Genomic DNA, 3,053 nt, shown 5'->3' on the forward strand with positions numbered 1-3,053 from the left:
GCAGTGAGCAATCCAGCATGAATCATTGCACCGCTGATTAAAGCAAGCAGTAAATAGACATACTCTGTCCACGCCCACTGTAAATTTAATTGAGCGATGGCCCAAATCAATACAGTTCCGGAAATACTGATATGAGCGACGTATGCCAGGTTAAAACCGCGACTAATCAGGTATAAGTAGGGGTTGACAGGTTTAATGAGCAGCGTATCGAATGTGCCTTCCCGAACTTGACCTTCTAGACCCGACATTTGCACGAAAGAAAAGGATGCGCCAAGTGCATATGTAAATAATCCGATGCTATAAAGCAAAGCAATTTCAGGCCAGTTCCAGCCAGCAATCGAGTTGAATTGCTTCATAAACAGCCAAATGACAATATAGTCTCCTGCATAGGAAATGATTTGCGCGCAGGCAGAAAGTACAAAATCAGCTCGGTATTCCATTTTCTCTTTCAACAATAATCGAACCAGCTTACTGAAGAGTAATAAAGTCATAGTACGCCTCCTTTCTTATTAGCCTCCTTGAACGATTAATCGCCGTACGGCTTTGCCCCAAAGCCAATAGGCAACAACAAGCAACAAGATGATCCATACACATCCCAACGCGACGGTTCTCCATAATTCTGCCTCGTTCAGATTACCGAGATAAATCGCCGCAGGTACATAGCCTAGATATTGGAATGGCAACAACTTGGCGACCGCTGCCCAAGAAGGGGAATAGAACCACAAGGGCAGAAACGAACCGCTGAAAATGGTAGTTAGGCCGCCAAGCGTCCAACTGAGCGCAAAATGGCTTAAGAACCAAAAGGCCAGAAGAGAAACAAGATAACCAAGAAGAAAAGAAAGTATTAAAGCCATTAGCAGAGCCACTAGGAAAGCAATGAAATGTATCGTGGAAGCAGGAGGAAGCATCCCGAACAAAATCCATGCAAGAATCAGAGAGGGGATAACTGTGAAAATGAACTGATAAAGCGATTGTCCAAGCCCGTCAAAAAGCAGATATAAAGGATAGGAGAGCGGCTTGACGAGCTCTGATGCGATACTGCCGGACTTAAGACTGCCGTCAACTTTACTGCTGACCCGGTTTAGCAAAAGAGCAAAAAGGAGGGTGTTTAGTATACTATATGTAATCATTTGTTCGACTGTCGTACTGGCTGAACCGCCATTTCCGATAACGGCCCTCCAAATCTCCACTTGGATGAGTATTGCAAAATAGTTGCCCAGCAGACGAAGCCATACTTCGGAACGATATGCTAACTGGTTAACAAAGGCCTTTAACGTAAACATAAAATAGGTCGACATTGTCTGCTCCTTCTCATCCGATTTTGCTGATCGTTTGTTCCTCGCTAGCTAGTTGAAGATACAACTTGCGTATTACAGATTCGATATCCAGGCTTTCAATAGAGGCGTCTTCTACAGGATATTGGGAGGCAATCCGGCTGACGTGTTCAAATACGGTTGATTCACCTCGCGGTACTAGAAATGTTTTGCGTATTCCCTCGTCCTGAAGCATCGTAATGCCAGGGATATCGATCAGCCCGGGATCGACTCGGAAATCGATGATAACTTTCCTTTCACTTCCTAGCTTAGCTCGCAAATCTTCAACAGAGCCATCGTAGACCAGGCTTCCTTTGTTAACGACAAGCATACGTGGGCAAATTTCTTCAATATCTTTCATGTCATGGGTAGTTAATACGATCGTTACTTTACGGTCCCGATTTACAGTGCGAAGAAAGCGCCGAATTTGATCCTTGGCCATGACATCTAGACCGATCGTTGGTTCATCGAGAAATAGAATTTTGGGCTCATGAAGCAGCGCCATGGCGATCTCAACTCGCATACGTTGCCCTAGGCTGAGCTGTCTTACAGGCTTCTGCACAAATTCATGGATGGAGAGCAGACTCATGCAAAGCTCCAGATTTTTACGAAAAGCAGAATCCGGTATTTTATAGATGTATTTGTGAAGATCAAAGGAATCAGTGACGGGAAGGTCCCACCATAATTGACTTCGTTGTCCGAAAACGACCCCGATTTGCTGTGCATTCGCTTTTCTTGCTTCATGCGGTACTGCGCCGAGTACTTTAATGTCTCCGTGCGTTGGGACCAGGATGCCTGTCATCATTTTAATCATTGTAGATTTACCCGCACCATTTGGTCCCAGATAACCAATGGCTTCTCCTTCATTGATCGTAAAGGACATATTGTTAACAGCATCTTCTTCCGTATATTGCCTTGTAAATAGACTTCTAACGGACCCAATCAGTCCAGGAAATCTTCGGTATTGCCGATACGTCTTCGTAATTCGGTTAACAGCTATTATACTCACATCGTCACCTGCCTTTAGAATTTATCGCTACTTCGATTATTTACAGCTTAACAATCTTAAGGGATATTGGCGGTAAATTCAATAAAATGTAAAATAAACTATGATTTGACGGGTGAATGATCAGCTAATTGACAGGTTGTTTCCAATTCCACTATGTAGTAAATTTTGAATTACTAATTATTGGAGGAAGAAGCGGCCTTGGAGAAAATTAAACTTACAATTCAACATATTAAAGTGATTATTGCCAATAACTTATTTGTGTTCAGATTAGCTTGGAGTATGCATCCACAGAGAGTGCTGGCGGATTTTGCAGTTCAAGCCGGTAGAATGATTGGCAATGTGTTTTTTTCTGTATATTTCATGAAGTACCTCATTGAGTCTATTTCAATCGAAAGGGACTTTCAGCAAATTATCCATTTCATAATTATGACGTTAGTGTTGATACTTGCTTTAATTTTACTGGATAATTGGTATGAAATTCGCTTCAAACCCTTAAGTGATCTCAAGTTATATGAGAAGCTGTATCTCATTCTCTTTCGGAAGGCAGCATCCGTAGAATTGAAATGTTTTGAGGATTATGAGTTTTATAACAAGTATACAAAAGCCATTCAAGAAGCCGATCAAAGAGTCAGCGCTGTTCTTGAAAATCTCTCAAGGGTGATATTCGTATCGCTCGCAACGATTAGCATATTTGCCGTGATGTACGCCATTGACCCATGGGTGGTATGGTT

General features: G+C 42.5%; 4 protein-coding genes. 1 reads left to right on the top strand and 3 read right to left on the bottom strand.

Going from position 1 to position 3,053, the window contains the following annotated elements; all coding sequences use genetic code 11:
• The 3 genes from AC1DSE_RS33425 to AC1DSE_RS33435 form a co-directional block, all read right to left on the bottom strand.
• Positions 1-491, bottom strand: a 491-nt coding sequence (locus AC1DSE_RS33425) for an ABC-2 family transporter protein (protein WP_477528926.1), incomplete at its 3' end; no start/stop codon positions are given.
• An 18-nt stretch (positions 492-509) separates the two neighbouring features.
• A complete protein-coding gene (locus tag AC1DSE_RS33430) occupies positions 510-1,298 on the bottom strand; it encodes an ABC transporter permease (RefSeq protein WP_441880455.1) in 789 nt (262 codons plus the stop codon).
• A gap of 13 nt (positions 1,299-1,311) precedes the next feature.
• Positions 1,312-2,322: an ABC transporter ATP-binding protein gene (locus AC1DSE_RS33435; RefSeq protein ID WP_441880457.1), complete on the bottom strand. Its 1,011-nt coding sequence runs from the start codon at positions 2,320-2,322 to the stop codon at positions 1,312-1,314.
• A gap of 198 nt (positions 2,323-2,520) precedes the next feature.
• On the opposite strand from AC1DSE_RS33435, the gene AC1DSE_RS33440 reads away from it, so the two are divergent.
• Positions 2,521-3,053, top strand: a 533-nt coding sequence (locus AC1DSE_RS33440) for a hypothetical protein (RefSeq protein ID WP_477528927.1), incomplete at its 3' end; no start/stop codon positions are given.

The organism is Paenibacillus sp. 01L418 (genome assembly GCF_056400045.1).

Bases quoted from the DNA above. Each gene is read 5' to 3' on its own strand.
- AC1DSE_RS33430 (WP_441880455.1), bottom strand. From the start codon at position 1,298: ATGTCGACCTATTTTATGTTTACGTTAAAGGCCTTTGTTAACCAGTTA.